The sequence below is a fragment of the Streptomyces sp. NPDC050625 genome (assembly GCF_040654755.1).
Lineage (GTDB): Bacteria > Actinomycetota > Actinomycetes > Streptomycetales > Streptomycetaceae > Streptomyces.
In genome coordinates this window covers 106,877-128,262 of sequence record NZ_JBFAIQ010000010.1, presented here as the reverse complement: position 1 = coordinate 128,262, position 21,386 = coordinate 106,877, and the positions used below count along the sequence as shown (strand labels likewise).

Annotated in this window: 19 protein-coding genes; 8 read left to right on the top strand and 11 right to left on the bottom strand. The window is 71.2% G+C overall.

Annotation, left to right across the window (positions count from 1 at the left end; genetic code table 11):
• The first annotated feature begins 199 nt into the window (after nt 1-199).
• A complete protein-coding gene (locus tag AB0I54_RS23595; RefSeq protein WP_363298084.1) occupies nt 200-2,443 on the top strand; it encodes a glycoside hydrolase family 9 protein in 2,244 nt (747 codons plus the stop codon).
• 14 nt (nt 2,444-2,457) lie between these two features.
• Here AB0I54_RS23595 and AB0I54_RS23590 read toward each other — a convergent pair whose 3' ends face one another.
• Both AB0I54_RS23590 and AB0I54_RS23585 read right to left on the bottom strand, forming a co-directional pair.
• Nucleotides 2,458-3,180: a 2OG-Fe(II) oxygenase gene (locus AB0I54_RS23590; RefSeq protein ID WP_363298083.1), complete on the bottom strand. Its 723-nt coding sequence runs from the start codon at nt 3,178-3,180 to the stop codon at nt 2,458-2,460.
• Between the two features lie 14 nt (nt 3,181-3,194).
• Complete coding sequence (locus AB0I54_RS23585; protein WP_363298082.1) at nt 3,195-3,698, bottom strand: methylated-DNA--[protein]-cysteine S-methyltransferase; 504 nt, start codon at nt 3,696-3,698, stop codon at nt 3,195-3,197.
• 183 nt (nt 3,699-3,881) lie between these two features.
• Between AB0I54_RS23585 and AB0I54_RS23580 the strand changes: the two genes are divergently transcribed.
• The 3 genes from AB0I54_RS23580 (at nt 3,882) to AB0I54_RS23570 (ending at nt 6,622) form a co-directional block, all read left to right on the top strand.
• Complete coding sequence (locus tag AB0I54_RS23580; RefSeq protein WP_363298081.1) at nt 3,882-4,121, top strand: hypothetical protein; 240 nt, start codon at nt 3,882-3,884, stop codon at nt 4,119-4,121.
• A gap of 3 nt (nt 4,122-4,124) precedes the next feature.
• Nucleotides 4,125-4,502, top strand: coding sequence for a toxin Doc (locus AB0I54_RS23575; RefSeq protein ID WP_363298080.1), 378 nt, complete (start codon nt 4,125-4,127; stop codon nt 4,500-4,502).
• Nucleotides 4,503-4,975: 473 nt separating this feature from the next.
• Nucleotides 4,976-6,622, top strand: a complete 1,647-nt coding sequence (locus tag AB0I54_RS23570; RefSeq protein WP_363298079.1) for an RICIN domain-containing protein — start codon at nt 4,976-4,978, stop codon at nt 6,620-6,622.
• A gap of 61 nt (nt 6,623-6,683) precedes the next feature.
• On the opposite strand, the gene AB0I54_RS23565 is transcribed toward AB0I54_RS23570, so the two are convergent.
• Together AB0I54_RS23565 and AB0I54_RS23560 are read right to left on the bottom strand one after the other, a co-directional pair.
• Nucleotides 6,684-7,853, bottom strand: coding sequence for a lactate 2-monooxygenase (locus AB0I54_RS23565; protein ID WP_363298206.1), 1,170 nt, complete (start codon nt 7,851-7,853; stop codon nt 6,684-6,686).
• 105 nt (nt 7,854-7,958) lie between these two features.
• Entirely contained in the window at nt 7,959-8,522 is a 564-nt protein-coding gene (locus tag AB0I54_RS23560; RefSeq protein WP_363298078.1) for a hypothetical protein, read from the bottom strand.
• A 324-nt stretch (nt 8,523-8,846) separates the two neighbouring features.
• On the opposite strand from AB0I54_RS23560, the gene AB0I54_RS23555 reads away from it, so the two are divergent.
• Nucleotides 8,847-9,281, top strand: coding sequence for a protease inhibitor (locus AB0I54_RS23555; RefSeq protein WP_363298077.1), 435 nt, complete (start codon nt 8,847-8,849; stop codon nt 9,279-9,281).
• A 134-nt stretch (nt 9,282-9,415) separates the two neighbouring features.
• Here AB0I54_RS23555 and AB0I54_RS23550 read toward each other — a convergent pair whose 3' ends face one another.
• Entirely contained in the window at nt 9,416-9,823 is a 408-nt protein-coding gene (locus tag AB0I54_RS23550; protein WP_363298076.1) for an STAS domain-containing protein, read from the bottom strand.
• A gap of 264 nt (nt 9,824-10,087) precedes the next feature.
• Complete coding sequence (locus tag AB0I54_RS23545) at nt 10,088-11,596, bottom strand: MFS transporter (RefSeq protein WP_363298075.1); 1,509 nt, start codon at nt 11,594-11,596, stop codon at nt 10,088-10,090.
• A 177-nt stretch (nt 11,597-11,773) separates the two neighbouring features.
• Between AB0I54_RS23545 and AB0I54_RS23540 the strand changes: the two genes are divergently transcribed.
• On the top strand, nt 11,774-12,118 hold the full coding sequence (locus AB0I54_RS23540) for a metalloregulator ArsR/SmtB family transcription factor (RefSeq protein ID WP_363298074.1): 345 nt from the start codon (nt 11,774-11,776) through the stop codon (nt 12,116-12,118).
• A 6-nt stretch (nt 12,119-12,124) separates the two neighbouring features.
• Nucleotides 12,125-12,652 carry an SRPBCC family protein gene (locus AB0I54_RS23535; protein WP_363298073.1) on the top strand — a complete coding sequence of 176 codons (528 nt, stop codon included), beginning with the start codon at nt 12,125-12,127 and terminating at the stop codon, nt 12,650-12,652.
• A gap of 4 nt (nt 12,653-12,656) precedes the next feature.
• On the opposite strand, the gene AB0I54_RS23530 is transcribed toward AB0I54_RS23535, so the two are convergent.
• The 5 genes from AB0I54_RS23530 to AB0I54_RS23510 form a co-directional block, all read right to left on the bottom strand.
• Entirely contained in the window at nt 12,657-15,473 is a 2,817-nt protein-coding gene (locus AB0I54_RS23530; RefSeq protein WP_363298072.1) for an NHLP bacteriocin export ABC transporter permease/ATPase subunit, read from the bottom strand.
• A 1-nt stretch (nt 15,474) separates the two neighbouring features.
• On the bottom strand, nt 15,475-17,697 hold the full coding sequence (locus AB0I54_RS23525) for an NHLP family bacteriocin export ABC transporter peptidase/permease/ATPase subunit (RefSeq protein ID WP_363298071.1): 2,223 nt from the start codon (nt 17,695-17,697) through the stop codon (nt 15,475-15,477).
• Nucleotides 17,694-18,500: an HlyD family efflux transporter periplasmic adaptor subunit gene (locus AB0I54_RS23520; protein WP_363298070.1), complete on the bottom strand. Its 807-nt coding sequence runs from the start codon at nt 18,498-18,500 to the stop codon at nt 17,694-17,696. The genes AB0I54_RS23525 and AB0I54_RS23520 overlap by 4 nt, the downstream gene beginning before the upstream one ends.
• 107 nt (nt 18,501-18,607) lie before the next feature.
• Entirely contained in the window at nt 18,608-18,823 is a 216-nt protein-coding gene (locus AB0I54_RS23515) for a type A2 lantipeptide (protein ID WP_363298069.1), read from the bottom strand.
• 503 nt (nt 18,824-19,326) lie between these two features.
• Nucleotides 19,327-19,740, bottom strand: a complete 414-nt coding sequence (locus AB0I54_RS23510; protein ID WP_363298068.1) for a PaaI family thioesterase — start codon at nt 19,738-19,740, stop codon at nt 19,327-19,329.
• Nucleotides 19,741-19,940: 200 nt separating this feature from the next.
• On the opposite strand from AB0I54_RS23510, the gene AB0I54_RS23505 reads away from it, so the two are divergent.
• Nucleotides 19,941-21,317, top strand: a complete 1,377-nt coding sequence (locus AB0I54_RS23505) for a S1 family peptidase (RefSeq protein ID WP_363298067.1) — start codon at nt 19,941-19,943, stop codon at nt 21,315-21,317.
• Nucleotides 21,318-21,386: the final 69 nt, after the last annotated feature.

Below are 21,386 nucleotides of genomic sequence, written 5' to 3'. Positions count from 1 at the left end.
TATTTGTCTGGCTCGATATGAATCCTCCCTTTCTCTCGACCAGCCTTGCATGCGGGTGCGGTCCTCGCGCGGGCGTGGCGACTGAGCGCATGCGAGGGGAATCGGTCCTGTCCCGACCGTTGACGTCCTGTCATGACTCGAACAACATGACCGGCGTACACACTTGGGAGCGCTCCCATCATCTCTGGAGGAGCGGGACGTGAAACGACGCAGAACCGCCCTGTTCGCCGTGACGGCCCTCCTCGCGGCCGCGTTCACCGCGCTGCCCGCCCCACGGGCCGGCGCCGACGAGGTCGAGCAGGTCAGGAACGGCACCTTCGACACCACCACCGAACCGTGGTGGACGACGAGCAATGTCACCGCGGGCCTCTTCGGCGGACAGCTGTGCGCCGACGTGCCGGGCGGCACCACCAACCGCTGGGACGCCACCGTCGGCCAGAACGACATCACCCTGGTCAAGGGCGAGTCGTACAAGTTCGCCTTCAAGGCCTCGGGTTCCCCCGAGGGGCATGTGGTGCGGGCGATCGTGGGGCTCCAGGTGTCGCCGTACGACACCTGGTACGAGGTCAGCCCACAGCTGAGCGCCTCGGGCGACGGCTACTCCTACACCTTCACCTCACCCGTCGACACCACACAGGCGCAGGTCGCGTTCCAGGCCGGCGGCGCCGCGGACGCCTGGCGGCTGTGCCTCGACGACGTGTCACTGCTCGGCGGGGTGCCACCGGAGGTCTACCAGCCCGACACCGGGCCGCGGGTCAGGGTGAACCAGGTCGCCTACCTGCCCGCCGGACCGAAGAACGCCACGCTGGTCACCGGCACCACGACGCAACTGCCCTGGCAGCTCAGGAACGCCGCCGGCACGACGGTCGCCCAGGGCTGGACCGTGCCGCGCGGCACCGACGTGTCCTCCGGACAGAACGTCCAGTCGATCGACTTCGGCCGCTACCGCGGGCGCGGCCAGGGCTTCACGCTGGTCGCCGACGGGGAGACCAGCCGCCCCTTCGACATCGGCACCGACGCCTACGAACAACTGCGCCTCGACTCGCTGAAGTACTACTACACACAGCGCAGCGGCATCGAGATCCGCGACGCGCTCCGGCCGGGTTACGGCAGGCCCGCAGGGCACGTCGGCGTGGCACCCAACCAGGGCGACACGAACGTGCCCTGCCGGCCCGGCGAGTGCGACTACTCCCTCGACGTCAGCGGCGGTTGGTACGACGCGGGCGACCACGGCAAGTACGTCGTCAACGGCGGCATCTCCACCTGGGAGCTGCTGAGCACCTACGAACGCTCCCGGTCGGCCCGCACCGGACACCCCGCGCGGCTCGCCGACGGAACACTCGCCCTCCCCGAGAGCGGCAACAAGGTGCCCGACGTCCTGGACGAGGCCCGCTGGGAGCTGGAGTTCCTGCTCAGGATGCAGGTGCCGGACGGCCACCCGCTGGCGGGCATGGCACACAGCAAGATCCACGACGCGCAGTGGACCGGCCTCCCCCTGCTCCCCAGCGACGACCCGCAGAAGCGGGAGCTGCACGCGCCGACCACCGAGGCCACGCTCAACCTCGCCGCCACGGCCGCGCAGGCCGCCCGTCTGTACCGGCCCTACGACCCGGCGTTCGCGGCGAAGGCCCTCACGGCGGCCCGCCGGGCATGGACCGCCGCGCTCGCCCACCCCGCCCTTCACCCCGACCCCGACGACGGCACGGGCGGTGGCGCGTACCCCGACGACAACGCCACCGACGAGTTCTACTGGGCGGCCGCCGAGCTCTACCTCACCACGGGGGAGAAGCAGTTCGCCGATCACGTCCTCGACTCCCCGCTGCACAAGGCCGACATCTTCGGCGCCCTCGGCTTCGACTGGGGCCGCACGGCCGCGGCGGGCCGTCTGGACCTGGCGACGGTGCCGAACACCCTGCCCGGCCGCGACGAGGTACGCCGGTCGGTGACCAAGGCCGCGGACGGCTACCTCGCGACCATGGCGGCACAGCCCTACGGGATGCCGTACGCGCCGCCCGGCAATCTCTACGACTGGGGCTCCAACGCCCAGATCCTCAACAACGCGCACGTCATCGCCACCGCCTACGACCTCACCGGTGCCGCCAAGTACCGCGACGGAGCCGTCCAGAGCATGGACTACCTCCTCGGCCGCAACGCCCTGAACATCTCGTACGTCACCGGCTACGGCGAGGTCCATTCCCACAACCAGCACAGCCGCTGGTACGCCCATGAACTCGACCCGAGACTCCCCGCACCGCCGAAGGGCACCCTCGCCGGAGGCGCCAACTCAAGCATCCAGGACCCCTACGCGCAGAGCAGACTCCACGGCTGCACGGGCCAGTTCTGCTACATCGACGACATCCAGTCGTGGTCGACGAACGAGACGGCGGTCAACTGGAACGCGGCTCTGGCGTGGATGGCGTCGTTCGTGGCGGATCAGGGGTAGGGCCCGCCGCCCGGTCACGACGCGTCGTGGAACACCAGCCCCAGGGTCCGTCGTCGGCCGGAGCGCACGGTGCTCACTCCGTGCCGCATCGCCCCGGCCGACCAGCCGCGCTTCGTGCGCACCGGGCGGTCCCGGGTGGTGAACACCAGTCCGTGGCCCTGGCGGAGCACGGTCGCGGTGCCCCTCGACTGGGCCCGCGGCCGCTGCTCGGTCATCAGGAACTCGCCGCCGGTGTAGTCGGTGCCGTACTCGTCGAGGGCGACGACCACCTGGAGCGGGAAGACCGACTCCCCGAACACGTCGCGGTGCAGGGCGTTCCAGTCGCCCGGTGCGTAACTCAGCAGAATCTGTGCCGAGCGGTCCTGCCCGGCCGCGTGGCAGCGGGCCAGCCATTCCTCCAGTGAGTCGGGCCAGGGGGCGGGGCGGCCCAGGCGGGCCGCCCAGTCGCGGGCGATCGGCAGCAGGCGCGGGTAGAGCGCGGCGCGCAGGGCGGCCACCGGGGCGGGCAGGTCGTGCGTGAAGTAGCGGTACTCACCGGAGCCGAACCGGTGCCGGGCCAGATCGACCGTCGTCCGGAACAGCTCCGGCTTCTCGTACAGGGCGGCCAGGTCCCGGCACTCGGCGGGCGTCAGCAGCTGCTGGGTCGGCGCGCTGCCGTGCGCGTCCAGTTCCTCGGCGAGCGCGGCCCAGTCGGTGGCGGCCGTGCGGTGGCGGGCCCGGGCAGGGGTGAGCGTCATGGCGGCTCCTTCCGTCAGACGAGCGTCGGCTGGAGCGCACCCTCGTGCGTGAGCAGCCATACCTTGCGCTCGACGCCGCCCGCGTATCCGCGCATCGAGCCGTCCGCGCCGATCACCCGATGGCAGGGGCGGACCAGCAGCAGCGGATTGGCGCCCACCGCCGCGCCGAGCGCCCGGATCTCGGCACGCGGCACACCCAGGCGCTCGGCGAGTGCGCCGTACGTCGTCGTGGTGCCGTACGGGATGTCGTCCAGGGCCTGCCACACGCGCCGCCGGAACTCGCTTCCCCCGGCGGCGAGCGGCAGCTCGAACCGGATGAGCCGGCCCGCGAAGTACGCGTCGAGCCGGCGGGTCGCCTCGGCGAAGGCGTCGTCGTCGCGACGTGCGCCGGGCCCGAGGGCGGGGGCGCCCGGCTGCCCCGGCATGGACAGGGAGGTCAGCGTGAGGACGCCCGCCGACTCCTCGCCGGTCAGGAGCAGTTCGCCCAGCGGGCTGTCGTGGACGGTGTACACGGTCATCGGCTTCTTCCTCTCTTTCTCTCTCTTCCTCGCTCTCGTGTGGTCCGGTAACGAGTCTGCTGTGCCGCGCGCCAGGTCACCGGCGGGAATCGGACCTGGCGCTCGGTCCCGGTAGGTACCGCTGGACATACCCTGTGACCTGGGGGTATTTACGGTCGAGTACCCGAGCGGTACCGTATGGTCATGCCAGCCCTCAACGTGGAGTTCAGCGAGCGTGAGCTAGAGGACCTGCGCCAGATCGCCAAGGAGCGCGGTACGTCGATGAAGGCACTCGTGCGCGAGGCGGCCGCGGCCGACATCGCCCGGCATCGTGCCCTGCAAGAGGGCGCTGACGCCTTCCGCCGCTTCTTCGCCGCGCACGCCGCCGAGTTCGCGGCCGCGTTCCCCGACGACGAACCGCCCAAGAAGGGCGAGGTCGCCTGACCGATGCCGCCTGTTATCCACATAGACGTGCCCTGGCTGCTCCAGCGCCACGAGGAAGTGCTGCCGGACCAGCCCGCCGTCAACGACTTCTCCGCGCTGGTCGCCGCCGTCGCCCGGCACCGGGTCGACCCGCCCCGCCTCGGCGTGAACTCCGACGCGGCCTGGCGGGCCGCCGCGCTGCTGCACACCCTCGCCCTGCTCAAGCCGCTCCCGGCGGCCAACGCCCGTTTCGCCTGCGCGACCGCCGTCGCCTACATGTTCGTCAGCGGCGTCGGCATCGACCCGCCCTACGGCGCCCTCGTGGACCTCACCCGGGATCTGATCTCCGGCAAGGCGGACGTATACGGCGCGGCCGACCGGCTTCGCTCCTGGCAGATCTGAGCTCCGGCCGGGGCCGGGGCGCGTGAGGGGGGAAACCGCCCCGCCCCGGGGCCGCCGGCCGAGGGCGGGAGGAACGGGGCCGGCGGCCGGTTTCGCGCGGGAGAGCCGCCGTCCTGCGCGGGGCCTCCGAGAAGGGCCGAGTCCCAGTGCACTACCGGGCAGCGCGCGCCGGGAGCGTGCGCGAGGGCCCGCCACGTGCGTGTGCTTCACACGGGGCGCATGGAATGTCGAAAACGGGTGCGAATGACGTACGCGCACCCGCTTTCTGACTTTCTTTCAAACCTGTCGATGTGGGGCGGGCGCCTTGTTGGCCGTGAGGAAGGTGTGCAAGGGTGAAACTCCCGTGCGGGGGGTAAAGTGCCGGGGCTCATTCCACGGCCGAGGAACCCGCTCCGACGAGCGACCGCCGAATTCCCGCTCTCCGCACGCGCACCTAATAGGTACGCACCATACGCAACAAAGGAACCCGCTCCGTGCCCACCCCCCACCCCCCGCGTCCTCCCTATCCGCCGCCAGGCGGGGTGACGGAGGAATCCGACGAGGCTCTCGCCGCCCCGCTGCGAGCCGGCTCGGACGCCGTGGCCTCCCGGTCCGTCGCTCTGCTGATGGCGCGGCACTGGCAGCCGGCCCACGAGTACGCAGCCATCTGCCTCGCCACCTCGGGCCCGCTCGCCCACATGGTCACCGCCACCGCCTTCCACCACATCCTCGACCGGCTGGTGCTCGGCGAGTCCGCCGAGGCGATCCGGCCCCGGCTGCTGGTCGCCGTCCGGGAAACGGTCGCCAACTGGTCCGCGGAGGACCGAATATCCGAGGTTCTGCCGGACCTGGGGAAACCCGCCGGGGGCCGCGGTATGCGCGCCGTGAAGTCCATGCCGCCCGAAAACCGCATACTCGCCGAGCGGTCATTTCTGAGCCTTCCGGCGCTCGCTCAGTGTCTGCTGTGGCACACCGAGGTCGAGGCGGAGTCGATAAATGTCCCCGCCGGTCTGCTGGGCATGGACGCCGACACCGCGACCGCGGCGCTCGCACAGGCGCGCGAGAAATTCCGTGAGGGCTGTGTACGCGCCCACCGGGAACTCGCGCCGAGCAAGGAATGCCGTTTCTACAACCGCCTTCTCGACGTGCCGATCCGGCGCGGCGGCGCGCTGCTGCCGGACGTCCAGCAGCATCTGGCGCAGTGCCCCTACTGCCGTCACGCGGCCGAGCAACTCGGCCAGGTCGAGGCCGGACCGGGACCGCTCCTCGCCGAGGCGATACTCGGCTGGGGAGCCCGTCGCTACCTCGACTCGCGCCCGGGCCGCGCGCACGCGACGGGGACCCGTCCGCGCGGTGAGTCCCGCCGCGGCGGCGGACCCCGGCACGGGGGGACACGGAACAGGCTGCTGGCACGGATCCCCGCGCCCGCCCGCCGTGCCGCGAGGGAGACCTGGTCCTCCCGGACCCTGCTCACCGGCGTCGGCATCGCGGGGGCCGGACTGCTCGCGACCGTCCTCGCCGTGAGCGTCTGGCCGGACGGCGGGGACGGCACCGACCCGGTCGCCTCCACCGGTGTCTCGGGCGCCCGTGGCACGGTGCCGGGTGCCGGCTCCCAGTCCCCGCCCGCCGGTTCCGCCACGGGTCTGCCCACCGCGACCCGGCAGACGCGGCTGCGCAACGCCGCGGCCGACCTGTGCCTCGACATCGATGCCAAGCCGAAGGAGGGGGCGGGCGCCGTACTGGAGGTGTGTTCCTCGGCGTGGACCCAGCAGTGGACGTACGAGACGGACGGGCAGCTGCGCAGTGTGGCCGACCCCGATCTGTGCCTGGACTCGCACGCGGACGCGGGCGTGGTCATCCTCGGCACCTGCGCGGGCAAGAACTCCGAGCGGGGCGACGACGTGCGCTACGACCTCACCGTCCAGGGCGAGTTGCTGCCCCGCTGGGACGAGACCCTCGCCCTGGCATCGGCCGGTGAGAAACCGGGGGCCGACATCGTGGTCAAGGTCCGCGACGGCTCCGACGGCCAGCGCTGGCTGACCGATCCGCCGTCGGCAAGCCCCGGTTCGCTGTCGATCGCCGGAACCGGCGGGCCGTCGGCACAGCCTGCGCGGCTGTCGGACCAGGACTCGAACGGATAGGACGGCCGATAGGACGGCCGGGCGGGCCCCGGGGCGAAGGCGCCGGGGCCCGCCCGGTCCGTCACACGGGGTCCTCGACGAGGTCGGCGGTGCCGATCGTCGAGGGGCCGGCGTGGCCGGACAGGGCGAGGGTGAGGTCGAACTCCGCGAGCAGACAACGGATCACGTGCTCGACGCCCGCCTGGCCGTCGAGGCCCAGCCCGTAGACGTACGGCCGCCCCAGCAGGACCGCCCGGGCGCCGAGGGCGAGGGCCTTGAAGACGTCGTCGCCGGTGCGGATCCCGCTGTCGAACAGCACGGTCAGCCGGTCGCCGACCGCCTCCACGACCCGCGGCAGCGCATCGGCCGCGGCGACCGAGCCGGCCACCTGCCGGCCCCCGTGGTTGGACACCACCACCCCCTCCACCCCGGCGTCGGCGGCCAGCCGGGCGTCGTCCGGGTGCAGCACGCCCTTGAGGACGATCGGCCCGTCCCAGTGCTCACGCAGGAACCCCAGATCGGGCCAGGTGTGGCTCGCGTCGCCGAACAGACCGAGGAAGTGCAGCACGGCCGCGTTGGGATCCTCGTGCACCGGTTTGGCCAGCCCGGCTTGGAAGGCCGGGTCGGAGAAGTAGTTGGCGGTCCCCACCCCGTGCAGGAACGGCAGATAGGCCTGGTCGAGGTCACGGGGCCGCCAGGCCAGGATCGGCGTGTCCAGCGTGACGACCAGCACGGTGAACCCGGCGGTCCTCGCCCGGCCGAGGAAACTCCGGGTCACCTCGCGGTCCTTGCCCCAGTACAGCTGGAACCACCGCTCGGCGTCCCCCATCGCCTCCGCCACCTGCTCCATCGGCGTGCTGGAGGCGGACGACAGGATGTACGGCACGCCCTGTGCGGCGGCCGCCCGCGCGGCGGCGGTCTCCGCCTCCGGATGCATGATCGACAGCACACCGACGGGCGCGAGCGCCAGCGGCGCGGGCAGCGCGCGGCCCAGGACCTCGACGGAGAGGTCCCGCTCGTGCACGTCCCGCAGCATGCGCGGCAGGATCCGCCGCCGGTCCAGGGCGGCCCGGTTGGCGCGCGCCGTACTGCCGTTGCCCGCGCTGCCCGCCACATAGCCGACCGGGCCGGGCCCGAGCCGGTGCTCGGCCAGCTCCTCCAGCCGGGTCGGATCGGTGGGGAGCCGGGGCACGGTCCCCGACATCCCGTTCAGATAGATCTCGTACTGGAAGTCGGCCCAGTGCTTCGCCATCTGTACGTCCCGCCTCTCCTCGTCGAGCATGCGTCGCGCCGACGATACTCGCGGGTAGCAGCGGGTCCGTCCAGCGGGGATTCCGTCGGCCGGCCGGTGGTTGTCTCATCCATCCTCTCCGTCTTCGCCGGACGAATCGGTCACCCCCTCGACGTCCGGTCCCTGGGCCCGTACCCGCTGGACGTGCTCAAGGGACGCGCTCAGTTCGCCGAGCCAGTCGTCGGTGTGACGCTGGACCAGACGCACGCACCAGGCGAGGGCGTCGCTGCGGCTGCGGGCGACACCTCCGGCGATCAGTGTGTCGAGGACCCGGCGCTCGGGCTGCCGCAGCCGGGTCATCACGGGCGCGGCCACATGTGTGAACAGGCCGCGTCGGCCCTCGCACTCCACGCCCCAGGAGACCTTCCTGCCGAAACGGTGCTCGGCCTCGCGGGCCACCAGGATCCGGTCCTCCCGGGTGCGCTCCCGGAACTCCTCGATCCGGCCCTGGACGGCCGCGTCCCGCTCGGCGTCCGAGACGTCGTCGGCGAGCCGGGGGCCGGGGATGCGGCCGATCACGGTGATCTCCTCGCGGTCGGCGGTCACCTCGACCAGCTCCTCGAAGAGATCGTCGGGCAGACGGCCGGCGAACCAGCCGCGAATCTTCTCTCGCTGCTCTGCGGTAATCATGTAATCACGATTACCCCGGTCGGAGATGAACACAAGGGGTCGCGGAGGAGTCAGCCGAGAGCTGAAGCGGAATGTTTCAGGACTATTAACGAGGCGGTGAAAACCAGCCACTTGGCCGCTTCGTGCGATCAAGGGGCGCCAAGTTTCGGGGTTGTAACGTTCGAATTCCGTAACTTCACGCCACTGATTCAATACGCAATGTTACTGAAATCCATGGGTGCGATGTGTGTTTCGGCGACGGACTCGGCAGAGTGTGGCCCGCCGCTCCGGCGCCCACCGGGCCGAGGGCGGCACCCTGTCGATTCAAGCGGAAGGATGCACACAATGCGGAACACCGCGCGCTGGGCAGCGACCCTCGGCCTCTCGGCCGCCGCCGTCTGCGGACCCCTGACCGGGGCCTCCGTCGCTTCCCCGGGCAGCGCCCCGGCTTCGCTCTACGCCCCCTCGGCCCTGGTGCTCACCATCGGCCACGGTGACGACGTGGCCACCGTGACCCCGGAGCGTGCCGTCACTTTGACCTGCGCCCCCAAGGCTTCCGGAACTCATCCGGCCGCGGCCCTGGCCTGCGCCGAACTACGGGGCGTCGGCGGCGATTTCGATGCCCTGGCGGGCAGAGACGACGTGCCGTGCACGAGGGAGTACAACCCGGTGCTGGTCACGGCCCAGGGCGTCTGGCAGGGCAAGCGCGTCACGTATGAGCGCACCTTCGGCAACGAATGCGTGAAGAACGCCAACGGCTCCAGCGTCTTCGCGTTCTAGGACCGGGATCGCCCGGTTCCCGGACATGCCGGAACAGGCCCGCAAATGGGGAGTGCGAGCCCCTGTCGCGGGGACCGGCGATCTCGCACCGGGGGTCGGACGGGCGGAGTGGGGCCGCCCGCCGACCCCCGGCATCACGGCCGCTCCCCGGGAATCCGGGGGAGCGGCCGAAACCGTTCCAGCAGACCCGCCCCGCGCAACAGCCGCTGCAGGCCGGTCCCGACGCCCACCAGGCGCAGCCGGCCGCCGCGCTCCCGGGCCCTCGTCTCGGCCCGGCACAGCACACGCAGCCCGGAGCAGTCGAAGAAGTCCACGGAGCGCAGATCGACCAGCACGTCCGGTTCGGGCCCGGCGGTCGCGGCGTCCAGATGCTCGCCGAGGAGATCCGCCGTGGCGATGTCGATCTCTCCGTACGCCTCGATCACGACGACCGGGCCGAGAGTCCGGGTGCGGGCACAGGAGTTGGGCGCGGGCGGCCGCGCAAGGGGGGACTCGGCACCGGCCAGCCGGCGCGTGCCTCGGTCGTCGGCATCCGGTGTCATGACTGTCTCACCTCGCCCCGGGCATGGGTCCGGGTAGTTACCCCGACGGGGACATGGCCATCCCTGCGACACGGCCCGCAAGATCAGCTGCACTCGAAAGAGTGAACTTCCCGTCGCTGTCCTTGACTTCGCTCATACGAAGAGGGGCCGCCGTCTCCCTGCGGACGGCGGCCCCTCGGCCGTGCGGCTCCGGTCGGCGGCTCTGCGGAGCCTATATGGCGGTCACATATGTGTGCTGGTCACATGTGGACCTATGTGTGCTGGTCACATGTGGACGACCGGTGCGGCAGTGGTGTCCTGCCGTGGCACCCCGCGGCGGTAGAGCAGGAACGCGACCAGTGTGCCCGCGGCGAAGAAGCCGGCCGACCACCAGAAGGCGGTGGTGTAGCTCTCGATGGTCGCCTGCGCCTGGACCAGCTTGCTGGTCGCGTCACGGCCGGCCAGATAGTCGGTCGCGGCGCTCGCGGCGAGCGTGGTCAGCAGGGCCGTACCGATCGAACCGCCCACCTGCTGCATCGCGTTGACGGTCGCCGAGGCGACACCCGCGTCCTCCGCGGCAACCCCGCCCGTGGCCAGCTGCATGGCGGTCGGCATGACCAGCCCCAGGCCCACGCCGATGACGACCAGCGGCGGCAGCACCGCGCTCATGTAGTGGGAGTCGACGCCGATGCCGGTCAGCCAGGCCATGCCGGCCGTGGCCACGGCGAAGCCCAGCGGGATGACCGCCTTCGGGCCGATCCGGGGCAGCAGGACGGTGGTGCCGAGCTGTGCGGCCACCATCAGCGCGCCGACCATCGGCAGGAACGCCACGCCGGTCTTCGTCGGGCTGAAACCGAGGTTGAGCTGCAGGTAGTAGGTGAGGAAGAGGAACACGCCGAACATGCCCGCGCCGGTGATCAGCACCGCGAGGAACGAGGCCGCCCGGTCGCGGTCGAGCAGGATCCGCACCGGCAGCAGCGGGTGCTCGGCCCGGGTCTGCCACCAGGCGAAGGCCGCCAGGAGCAGACCGCCCGCGATCAGGAATCCCCAGGTCAGCGGCGATCCCCAGTCATGGGTCTCGGCGTTGGAGAAGCCGTAGACCAGGGCGAACAGACCGCTGGCGACGAGGATCGTGCCCGGCACGTCCAGCTTCGCGCCGGCGGCGTCACGGTGGTTGCTCAGCAGGATCCAGCCGCCCGCGAAGGCGACGAAGGCGATGGCCACGTTCACATAGAGCGTCCAGCGCCAGTCGAACGCGTCCGTCAGGACGCCGCCGAGCAGCAGGCCGACCGCACCACCGGCGCCGGCGATGGCGCCGTACACACTGAATGCCCGCGCCCGTTCCCGTGCGTCGGTGAAGGTCGTGTTGAGCAGCGACAGCGCGGCGGGCGCGAGGAGCGCGCCGAAGGCACCCTGCAGGGCACGCGCGGTGACCAGCATGCCGAAGCCGGTCGCGGCACCGCCGAGCGCGGAGGCCACGGCGAAGCCGACGACGCCGACGAGGAAGGCCGGCTTGCGGCCGAAGAGGTCCGCTATCCGCCCGCCGAGCAGCAGCAGGGAGGCGAAGGCCAGGGCGTAGGCGGTGACGATCCACTGCCGGTTGCCGTCCGAGAAGCCGAGGTCGGCCTGGGCGGAGGGCAGGGCGATGTTCACGATCGTGGCGTCGAGCACCACCATCAGCTGCGCGACGGAGATGATCGCGAGGATCCACCACCGCTTCGGGGAGGCGGCGGGCGGCGCCTGAATGGCTTCGGCACCCGCGTGGGTGCTGTCGGTCAGGGTCTTCTCGGGCATCGGGAAACTCCAGGGAAGTCGTCCGGGCGTACCAAAACCTAAACGAAACGGTTTCGTACACGACGAGGCTAGAGCACGCTGAACGAAACGGCAACGTTTCGTTCGGGGTCGGTCCTTGCGTGCCCGCTCCGCCTGTATGCCTTGACTGGCATATAACTGGCGAGGCATATTGACCTCATGTCCGACTCCGCGCTCTGGACCGCCCTCGCCGACCCCCACCGGCGGGCCATCGTCGCGCTCCTCCTGGAGCGGCCCCGGCCCGTCGGGGAGATCGTGGAGGCATGCGGTCTGAGCCAGCCGAGCACCTCCAAGCACCTGAAGGTGCTGCGTGAGGCCGGTCTGGTGCGCGTACGACAGGACGCCCAGCGCCGTGTCTACGCCCTCGACCCGGCACCGATCGCGGCACTCGACGCGTGGCTGGCCCCCTACCGCAGGCTCTGGAACAGCAGCCTGGACGTACTGGGCCGGCGGCTCGACCAGACGTCGGACGACAGCAGCCAACCCCCCGCCCCGAAGGACTGATCCGCCATGTCCGCCGAACCCACCGGCACCTTTGTGACCCTGGACGACGGCCGTCCGGCCGTCCGCTTCACCCGCGTGTACGACCATCCGCTCGACCGTGTCTGGCACTTCGTCACCGACCCCGGCGAACTCGCCCAGTGGTTCCCCTCCCGCGCCGACATGGAGCTGCGCCCCGGCGGCACCATCCGGTTCAGCGGCGACCCGAACATGCCCGAGTCGACCGGCCGCGTGCTCGCCGTGAACCCGCCGCGGCACCTGTCCTTCGAGTGGGGCGGCGACGAACTCCGCTTCGACCTGGAGGAGGCCGAGGGCGGGCGCACCCGCTTCACCCTCACCAATGTGCTCGGCGCCGAGAACACCGCCGCCCGCAACGGCGCGGGCTGGGAGGTCTGCCTGGCCGCCCTGGACGCGAAGGCGCGCGGCGAGCTGTTCGAGGGACCGCAGGCCGGGGCGAGCGCGCCCTGGAAGGAGTACTACGCGGGCTACATCGAGGCCGGGGTGCCCTCCGGCGCACCGGTGCCCGGCCTCGGCTGACGCGTCAGGCCAGCTGCCGTCGCACCAGTTCGTGGAGCCGGCCGCCGGTGTCCGCGAGAAGCTCGGCGGGGGTGCCCTGCTGAGCGACCTTGCCGTCCTCCATCACGATGACCCGGTCGGCGTCCAGCACTGTCGACAGCCGGTGGGCGATGACGATCCGGGTGGCGTTGAGCTTGCGGGTGCTCTCGATGACGGTGCGCTGGGTGTCGTTGTCCAGGGCGCTGGTCGCCTCGTCGAAGAAGAGGATGCGCGGGCGGCGGATCAGGGCCTGGGCGATCATCAGCCGCTGGCGCTGACCGCCCGAGACGGCCCCGCTGCCCGAGACGATCGTGTGCAGACCCATCGGCATCCGCTTGATGTCCTCCGCCAGCCCGGCCATCTCGGCCGCCGCCATCGCCTCCTCCGGCGTGCAGGGCTCGGTGCCGCAGATGACGTCCAGGATCGAGCCGGTGAACGGCTGCGCGTGCTGGAGCACCACCCCGCACTGTCGGCGCACGGCCGACTGGTCCAGCGCCGCCAGGTCCTGCCCGTCGTACAGCACGCTGCCCGAGACCGGCCTGTCGAAGCCGATGAGCAGCCTCAGCAGGGTGGACTTGCCGCAGCCGCTGGGCCCGACGATCGCCACGAACTCGCCCGGCCGCACCTCGAAGGTCACGTCGTCCAGGACGAGCGGACCGTCGTCCGCGTACCGGAACGACAGCCGGCGGGCCTCGATCGCCCCGGACAGCGGGCCCGGCCGGGTGCTCGCCGTACGCACCTCGGGCGTCGCCTCCAGCACCGGCCGGATCTCCTCGAACAGCGGCAGCGCGGCCACGGCAGAGACGAACGCGCCGGTGAGCTGGGTGACCGAGGTCAGCAGCATCGTCACCGACGTGTTGAAGGTCAGGAACGCCGCCGCCGACATCGCGCCCTTCGCCGGGCCCGCCAGCAGCATGAACATCAGCAGGGTGCAGACCGGCAGGTACACCGCGCCCAGCACCGTCGTGAGGTTCTTGATGCGGCCCACCTTCTGCTGGAGCTCGCGGCTGCGCGCGAACTCGCCCGCCCAGGCGGCATACGCGTAGTTCTCGGCCGCGGCCACCCGCAGCTTCGGCAGCCCGCGCAGCGTCTGGAAGGCCCGGTTGTTCAGCTTGTTGCCGAGCACCACGAGCTGCCGCTGCCGGCGCACCTGCCACAGCCCGAGCCCCAGGAACACGGCGGCGATGACCGTCAGCATGCCGATCGCGGCGAGCGCCATGGGCACGCTGTACCAGAACAGCAGGGCCAGGTTCATCGCGCCGACGGTCACCGACTGGGCGACCACCGGGCCGACTCCCGCCAGCAGCCGCCGTATCGCGCTGATCCCCATGGCCGCGCTCGCCAGCTCGCCCGTGGACCGCTGGGTGAAGAACTTCGTCGGCAGGCGCAACAGCCGGTCCCAGACCGCCGGTTGGAGCGTCGCCTCGATACGGCCCTCCAGGCGCAGGATGGTCAGGTTCTCCAGGAGCATGAACGCGGCCGCCACCACACCGCTGACCATCACGGCCAGACAGACCTGCACGATCAGCCCCTGCTGGGCCCTAGGCACATACTCGCCGAGCACCTTGCCGGTGGCGATCGGCACCAGTGCGCCGATCGCCACCGTCACCAGACCGGCGAGCAGCAGATGCAGCACGTCGCCGCGAGTGCCCCGCATGCTGAACCGCAGCAGCCCGAGCGGACCGAGCCTCCGCTCGGGCAGCGGACGGTAGAACATCACCGCGCGCGGTTCGAACTCCTCCGCGTTGGCCTTCTCGACGGGAGTCTCGCGGCCGGTCGCCGGATGGACGGCCACATAGCCGCCCCGCCGCCACAGCAGCGCGACCGGCGCACCCGACAGGGCCCGGTGCCCGACCAGCGGGCCGACGTCGTCCCGCCACCAGCGGTCGTCCAGGCGTACGGCCCTGGTGCGCACCCGGGACGCGAGCGCCACCCGCTCGACCGGGTCCAGCCGGTCGCTCTCGGTGCCGCTCTGCGCGGGTTCGGCGAGCGTGATCCCGGCGGCCTGGGCGACCAGCTTGCAGGCGGCGTACGTGGCGTCGGCGTCGGCGGCCGTGGTTCGCCTCGCCGGCGCCTTGCCGATCGACGCGAGCAGCGTGCGGTCGGCCTGGGCGCGGACCGCCTCACCGGCCTTGATCCCGGCCGCCGTGCGCGTCTCGTGGGTGTGCTCCAGCTGCTCGATCCACCGGTCCAGGGTGGTGAGCAGCCGGTACTGCTGGTCGACCATGCTCTGCCACACGGCCGGGTCCATCAGCAGGTCGGCGGCGGCCTCCGCGCCGTACAGCGACCCGTACTGGACGCTGCCCGGCGGCACCTGCATCCAGAACACATCATCGTCGGTCATATCGGCCGCGCGTTCCGTCGCCATCGGAGCCTGGAAGAGGATGGACAGGCCGCGGCCGACGCCCAGCGCGAGGGCGTACTCCAGCGGGCTCGACGTCGGGGGCACGTACTGGGGGTTGCCGTACTCGTCGTACGACCAGGTCTGGGTGTGCGCGGGCTGGTACAGCTCGCGCAGTCCGATGCGGTGCACCACGCAGTCGCGCAACGGGCGCGCCACCAGGGTGTGCTGCGGACCGGCGACCGGGCCGAGCAGCAGCGAGCCCGCCTCCAGACGGCCTAGGTGGTGCCAGTGGCCCTGCTGCCCTGCGTCCACCGCGAACAGGTCCAGCGCGCCCGCCGCGACCAGCCACAGCACCTGCGGGCCTGCCAGGTCGAGGCGGTTGAAGCCGCTGCAGTCCAGGGGCGTGCCCAGCGAGCCGAGCGCGCCCAGGACGAGGTCGCCTTCGTGCACGGAGGTCATCTCACCGCTCCCTGACCAGCGCGGCATACGCTCCGCCGCGCGCCACCAGCTCGTTGTGCCGGCCGCGTTCCACGATCGTGCCGTGCTGCAGCACGACGATCTCGTCGCTGTCGCGCACGGTGCTCAGCCGGTGGGCGATCACCACACAGGCGCAGCCGCGCCGCCGCAGATTGTCGATGACGACCAGTTCGGTCTCCGCGTCCAGCGCGCTGGTCACCTCGTCCAGCACCAGGATGCTGGGCCGGCGGACCAACGCCCGGGCGATCTCCAGACGTTGCCGCTGACCGCCGGAGAAGTTCCGGCCGTCCTGCTCGACCTTGCTGTGGATGCCGCCGGGCCGCCGCACGACGACGTCGTACAGGGCCGCGTCCCGCAGCGCCTCCACCACCGCGTCGTCCGGGATCGACGGGTCCCAGAGCGCCACGTTGTCGCGGACCGAGCCCTCGAAGAGGAACACGTCCTGGTCGACGAAGGACACGGAGGACGCGAGCGCGCCCCGCGGAATGTCCTCCAGGCGCTGCCCGTCGATGCGGATCACCCCCTCCCAGGGCGAGTACAGGCCCGAGATCAGCCGGGAGACGGTCGACTTGCCGCTGCCCGAGCCACCGACCAGCGCCACCTGCTGCCCGGGTCCGACGGTCAGGTCGAAGCCGGTGAGCAGCGGCTTGTCGAGGGGGCTGTAGCCGAAGGTGATGTTCTCCAGCTCGACGTGGCCGTGCAGCCGGCGTGTGGAGTCTCCGCCGCCGGGGCGGGCGTAGATCGGGTCCGCCTGGAAGTTCTCCACGTCCTTCAGCCGGGCCACGTCGGCCGCGAAGTCCTGGATACGGCCCGCGACGCCGTTCAGCCGGGTGAGCGGCGCGGTGAAGCGGGTGACCAGCGCCTGGAAGGCGACCAGCAGACCGACCGAGATATGGCCCTCCACCGCCCGCATACCGCCGATCCACAGGATCAGCGCGCTGTTCAGGGTGGCCAGCGTGGGCGCGACCACGCCGAGCCAGGCGCTGGGCACCCCGAGCCGCTGCTGCTCCTCCAGGGTGGTGGCGTGCTGTCCCGCCCACTTGCGGAAATAGCCGTCCTCGCCGCCGGTCGCCTTCATCGTCTCGATCAACTGGAGCCCGGTGTAGGCCGTGTTGGTGAGCCGTGCGGTGTCCGCGCGCAGCTTCGCCGTGCGGGTCGCGCGCAGCCGTACGACGAGGCGCATCGCCACGACGTTGAGCAGCGCCACGCCGATGCCGACGAGGGTGAGCTGCGGGTCGTAGGTGTAGAGCAGCACCGCGTAGAGCACGACCACGATCGCGTCCACACCCGCCGCCGCGAGGTCACGGGCCAGGGTCTCGGCCACCTGGTCGTTGGACTGGAGCCGCTGCACCAGGTCGGCGGGGCTGCGCTGGGCGAAGAACGTCACCGGCAGCCGCAGCAGATGGCGCAGGAAGCGGGCGCTGGAGAGGGTGGAGGAGATGATGCGGCCGTGCAGCAGGTTGGCCTGCTGGAGCCAGGTCAGCACCAGTGTGAGCAGCACACAGGTGCCCATCGACGCGAACAGCACACCCAGCAGCGAGGTCTGGCCGCCGATGAGGAACATGTCGATATAGGTGCGGCTGAGGGCGGGCACCGCCGCGCCGACGGCAACGAGCAGCAGGCTCGCCAGCACCGCGGCGGGCATGGTGCCCGCGGTGCCGCGCAGCCGGGCCGGCATCGCGCCGAGGACGCCCGGCTTGCGCCCGCCCTTCTCGAAGCCTTCCCCCGGCTCCATGACCAGGACGACCCCGGTGAAGCTGCCGTCGAACTCCTCGATGGGCACGAAACGGCGGCCCTTGGCGGGGTCGTTGATATGGACGCCGCGCCGTCCGAAGCGGCGCCCCATGCCGTCGTAGACGACGTAGTGGTTGAACTCCCAGAAGAGGATGGCCGGTGCCGTCACCTCCGCGAGGGCGGCCAGGTCCATCTGCATGCCCTTGGCGGTCAGGCCGTAACTGCGGGCCGCCTTCAGCAGATTGCTGGCGCGCGAGCCGTCACGGGAGACACCGCAGGCGATGCGCAGCTCCTCCAGCGGGACATGGCGGCCGTGGTGTCCGAGCACCATGGCGAGGGAGGCGGCGCCGCACTCCACCGCCTCCATCTGGAGCACGGTGGGCGTACGGACGGCCTTTCCACGGCTCTTGGGGACCGGGCGCCCGGCCGGGGCGGCGCGCCGCCGGCCGCGGGTCTGCTGAGCGGTGGTCACGGGAGCAGCCAATCGACGGGTCGCTGGTCGGCCAGCCGGATCGAGGCCGTGGCCAAGGTCATGGAGTCGAGCCGGTACGGCGGTCCGTCCGCGGACGACCACCGGTAGCCGCTCTTCGTCGAGGACGACCTGTCCAGCCTCACCAGGACGGCCACCGGGCGGCCCTTCCCGGTGAACTGCTCGCCCAGCTGGCTGTCCCCGAGGAACGCGGCGATCGACTGGGCGGACTGGGCGGTCCTGTCCACTGACTTCACATGGCCGCGCAGCACGCCGTACCGCTGCGTGGGCACCGAGGACACGGTGAGGTCGACCGCGGCGTCGGCGGGCACGGAGGCCGCGTTCTCGGCGGGGACGTACACCGTCGCGTACAGCGGGTCCGAGGAACGGGCGACCTTCTCCACCGCGGCCACGTTCGCGCCGGTCCTGATGATCTGCCCGATGGTGGCGGCGAGCGCGGTGACGCGGCCCGCGGCGACCGTGCGGACGACCGAGTCGCCCTGGCTCGTACGGACCTTCAGGACGGGCGAGCCGGCGGGCAGCCGCTCACCCTGTCTGGCGAGGACGGCGGTGACCTGGCCGGCGACGGGGCTCTGCAGGACGTAACTGCCCTGCCCGTGCGTGAGGATGGCCTGCGCGCTCACCGTGGAGGCGACCGAGCCGGTCACCGCCCAGACGGAGGCGGCTGCCATCACCACGACGGCGACCAAGAGCGCCAGCCAGCCCTGCGGGCGGGCGAGGCGCACCGGAAGGTCGAGCTCCTCCGGCGACTGGAGTTTGGCGAGGGCCTGTTGGCGGAACTGCACGGAACTTCCCTCACCTGTGGGAGAGGCTGCGCCACGACATGGTTCTGGACATCCGAGAGTCCCGGAGCCGGGATGCGGCTCCGGGACTCAACGGCAGCGAGGTGCGATCAGAGACCGGCGACCAGGCCGGCGACCGGGGCGGTGTTCAGACCGGTGACACCCTCGACGGTGCCGACGGCCGTGTCCACCAGGCCGGAAACCGGGGCAATGCCGTTCAGGGCACCGGTGGCGGTGTTGAGGGCGTTCACGGAAAGGCCGCCGGAGACGTTGTCCAGCTCGGCGTCCGAGATCTCGACGGTCTCGACCTGGGGGGTGGAGTTCATGATGGAACTTCCCTTCATACGAATATTTCACAAGGGGGAGAGCGGCCCCCTCCGAGAACAGATGGACGGCCGCGGCCGCGGGCGCCGGGCACCCGTTTCCGGAAGCCCTTCGCGGCTCCCGCGACGCGATGGATCAAAGCACGCACGCGGCGCGCGCAGCCAATCAACCAGGCGTCTCACCTGGGAACTTGACCTTCACAGGAGCCCATCGGTGAGGGCACGCGCACGGCTTGTCGGCGACTCCTTCACATGGCGCACGGCATCGGCGCAGACGAACGCTTGCCCCCGGGGCGGAGAATCCGGCACTCCGCGCCAAAGGCGCGAGGAGGGGCGCGCGGTTGTGCAGAACCGCCGGACCCGGTGACTTCGTTGAGTATTCAATGTGCAGATTCCCTGAAGCAGGGGTTCCGGCCCGAGTGCGGAACGGACCGTGTCCGGCCGGTCGCCGAACGTGTCGGTCCAGCAGCGCGTAGGCCGTGTCATTCAGTAGGGCGTAGGCCGTGTCAGTCCAGTAGCGCGTAGACCGTGCTCGCCCGCGCGGCGATCCGCCCGGAGCCCTCGTCGGTCATCGTGATGTCCGCGAAGGCCATCCGCCGGCCCAGCTTGCTCAGCACCGCTTCGATCAGGACATCCGAACCGGCCACCGCACGCTGGAACGACGTCGACTGCTGCACCGTCGTCATCGGGACGAAGCCACCGCGCGCGGCCGACACGGCGATCACCGTCGCGGTGTCGGCGGCGGCCATCAGAGCCTGCCCCGACAGTCCTCCGCCCTCCCGGGAAAGCCGGTCCGACCAGGGCAGGCGCAGCACCGCACGCCTCTCGTCCAAGGCCTCCACCGACAGCCCGAGTTCAAGGACCCAGGGGGCGAAGTTGGCGGAGAGGATCTTGTCGGCTTCGGTGGTGGTCATCGTCATATGGGGGATTGTTCCCGACCGTGCCCCGCGACACGCGCAGCGTGGCCGATTCGCCCTCGCGCAAAGCAAGTTGGCAAACGGAATTGAACACACCGCTCGACCCGTCCGTACCTACAGCCATCCAGGCGCCCCCCGATCAACTGCCGGACTCCGGCACAGGCCCCGTCCCTTGGAGGTCGAGAAGTTTGAGTCACAAGCGAATGCCGAAGCGCAAGGCCGCGATAGCGGTGGGCGGTGTCGCGGCGCTCGGAGCGGCGGCCCTTCTGCTGCCGAACGCGAACGCGTCCCAGGACGGCGCCTCGGCGGATGCCGCCGGCGCCCCCAGGACGATGAAGGCCACGGACGCCTCGGACCTGTCCGCGCAGCTCCAGAAGGCGCTTGGTGACGCCTTCGCCGGCTCCTACTACGACTCCGGCAAGCAGCAGCTCGTCGTCAACGTGGTCAGCGGCGACAACAATCTCATCGTCCAGGCGAAGAAGGCGGGCGCGGTCGTCCGGCAGGTGGAGAACAGCACCTCCGAACTCAAGGCCGCCGCGCAGACCCTGAAGACCAAGGCGACCATCCCGGGCACCTCCTGGGCCGTCGACCCCAGGACCAACAAGGTCCTGGTCACCGCCGACAGCACCGTCACGGGCGCAAAGTGGAACAGACTGGAGTCGACGGTCCAGGGCCTCGGCTCGGGCATGGCGACCATCAAGAAGTCCGCCGGCACCTTCAAGACCTTCGTGTCGGGCGGCGACGCCATCTTCTCCCAGGTGCAGGGCGGCAACGTCCGCTGCTCCCTCGGCTTCAACGTCAAGGCCTCGGACGGCAGCCCCGCCTTCCTGACGGCCGGTCACTGCGGTGTCGCGGCCAAGGACTGGTCCGACTCCCAGAACGGGCAGCCGATCGCGACCGTGGACCAGGCCACCTTCCCCGGCCAGGGCGACTTCTCGCTCGTCAAGTACAACGACGCCACCACCCAGGCGCCGAGCGAGGTCAATGTCGGCAACGGGCAGACCGTCCAGATCACCCAGGCCGTGGACGCCACCGTCGGTGCGACGGTGTTCCGGATGGGCTCCACCACCGGTCTGCACAACGGCCAGGTGACCGGCCTCGACGCCACTGTCAACTTCCAGAGCGAGACCGACCCCAACGGCGTCGACACGGTCACCGGACTCATCCAGACCAACGTCTGCGCCGAGGCCGGCGACAGCGGCGGCTCCCTGTTCACCCAGGACGGCGGCGCGGTCGGCCTGACCTCCGGCGGCAGCGGCGACTGCACCAGCGGCGGCGAGACCTTCTTCCAGCCGGTGACCGCAGCCCTGCAGGCGACCGGCGCGACGCTCGGCGACGCAGGTGCAGGTGCCGGTGCTGGTGCGGGTGACCAGTCCGGTGCGGGTGCTGGTGCTGGTGCCGGGGACCAGTCCGGTGCCGGCGCGGGCGGCGACGCGGTGGGCGGCGGCGACCAGTCCGGCGCCACGGCCGACCCCTCCGCCACGGCCGACCCGTCCGCGACAGCGACCGACCCGGCGGGTACGGGTGACCAGTCCGGCACCGGCGCGGGCGACGGCTCGTCCCTCACGCAGAACCACTGAACCCAGAACCACTGAACCCAGACCCACTGATCGGCCTCCCCAGCGGTTCCGGCCGACGGTGGACGGTCC

What these genes read in the sequence shown, in the direction of transcription:
- AB0I54_RS23590 (WP_363298083.1), bottom strand. Translation starts at nt 3,180, where the DNA reads ATGACGCTCACCCCTGCCCGGGCCCGCCACCGCACGGCCGCCACCGAC.
- AB0I54_RS23585 (WP_363298082.1), bottom strand. Translation starts at nt 3,698, where the DNA reads ATGACCGTGTACACCGTCCACGACAGCCCGCTGGGCGAACTGCTCCTG.
- AB0I54_RS23580 (WP_363298081.1), top strand. Translation starts at nt 3,882, where the DNA reads ATGCCAGCCCTCAACGTGGAGTTCAGCGAGCGTGAGCTAGAGGACCTG.
- AB0I54_RS23575 (WP_363298080.1), top strand. Translation starts at nt 4,125, where the DNA reads ATGCCGCCTGTTATCCACATAGACGTGCCCTGGCTGCTCCAGCGCCAC.
- AB0I54_RS23565 (WP_363298206.1), bottom strand. Translation starts at nt 7,853, where the DNA reads ATGGCGAAGCACTGGGCCGACTTCCAGTACGAGATCTATCTGAACGGG.
- AB0I54_RS23560 (WP_363298078.1), bottom strand. Translation starts at nt 8,522, where the DNA reads ATGATTACCGCAGAGCAGCGAGAGAAGATTCGCGGCTGGTTCGCCGGC.
- AB0I54_RS23555 (WP_363298077.1), top strand. Translation starts at nt 8,847, where the DNA reads ATGCGGAACACCGCGCGCTGGGCAGCGACCCTCGGCCTCTCGGCCGCC.
- AB0I54_RS23550 (WP_363298076.1), bottom strand. Translation starts at nt 9,823, where the DNA reads ATGACACCGGATGCCGACGACCGAGGCACGCGCCGGCTGGCCGGTGCC.
- AB0I54_RS23545 (WP_363298075.1), bottom strand. Translation starts at nt 11,596, where the DNA reads ATGCCCGAGAAGACCCTGACCGACAGCACCCACGCGGGTGCCGAAGCC.
- AB0I54_RS23540 (WP_363298074.1), top strand. Translation starts at nt 11,774, where the DNA reads ATGTCCGACTCCGCGCTCTGGACCGCCCTCGCCGACCCCCACCGGCGG.
- AB0I54_RS23535 (WP_363298073.1), top strand. Translation starts at nt 12,125, where the DNA reads ATGTCCGCCGAACCCACCGGCACCTTTGTGACCCTGGACGACGGCCGT.
- AB0I54_RS23530 (WP_363298072.1), bottom strand. Translation starts at nt 15,473, where the DNA reads ATGACCTCCGTGCACGAAGGCGACCTCGTCCTGGGCGCGCTCGGCTCG.
- AB0I54_RS23515 (WP_363298069.1), bottom strand. Translation starts at nt 18,823, where the DNA reads ATGAACTCCACCCCCCAGGTCGAGACCGTCGAGATCTCGGACGCCGAG.
- AB0I54_RS23510 (WP_363298068.1), bottom strand. Translation starts at nt 19,740, where the DNA reads ATGACGATGACCACCACCGAAGCCGACAAGATCCTCTCCGCCAACTTC.
- AB0I54_RS23505 (WP_363298067.1), top strand. Translation starts at nt 19,941, where the DNA reads ATGCCGAAGCGCAAGGCCGCGATAGCGGTGGGCGGTGTCGCGGCGCTC.